Source organism: Psychromarinibacter sediminicola (assembly GCF_029168335.1).
Lineage (GTDB): Bacteria > Pseudomonadota > Alphaproteobacteria > Rhodobacterales > Rhodobacteraceae > Psychromarinibacter > Psychromarinibacter sediminicola.
On sequence record NZ_JARGYC010000228.1, the window covers coordinates 1 to 564 of the forward strand.

At 64.0% G+C, this 564-nt stretch carries 1 pseudogene; it reads left to right on the top strand.

Annotated elements, in window-relative coordinates:
• Positions 1 to 86: 86 nt before the first annotated feature.
• Positions 87 to 446: pseudogene (locus P1J78_RS25125) on the top strand (DUF6441 family protein); the annotation flags it as partial.
• Positions 447 to 564: the final 118 nt, after the last annotated feature.

The window sequence follows — 564 nt, forward strand, 5'->3', positions numbered from 1 at the left end:
TATGATCGCCGCCCAGTGAACGAGCGACACCAGCTATGAAGAAGCAGGTGGACGCCAGTTCCTACACCATTTCCCGGGGCACTACCCTGATCCGCTCGAAGGACGGATTCTGGCTCGCAATACCGACCGAGGCGGCCGGTCGTGGTCTCCGAGGCGCTAAGTTAACCCCCGGCGAATGGGAACGCCGCCGCGGCATTCGCTTGCGGTTCGTCTACCGGCGTCGCGGCCCCAGCCTGCTGGTGGCCGACAGGGCCCGGATCAACACCCGCGGTCAGGCGGTTGCGTCACGCGCGAAGACCGGCCGCAACCAGGTCACCGCGCCGATCTTCCTGCTCGTCCCGCAGGTCAAGCTGCCGAAGCGGCTGGATCTCGACCGCGACGCCGAGCGAGCGCTCGACAGCGTGCCGGGGCTGATCGTGGCGAACTGGGTGGAGGACAGGCGGTGAGCGTTCGGTGGGTTGCCAAAGAATTAGAGTCTTTCGGGATTAACCAGGCGCATATCCCGCAGCCTGGAAATAGTTTCTGCATTCAACCGGAGAGAACAGGTCGCATATCCTGCCGAGT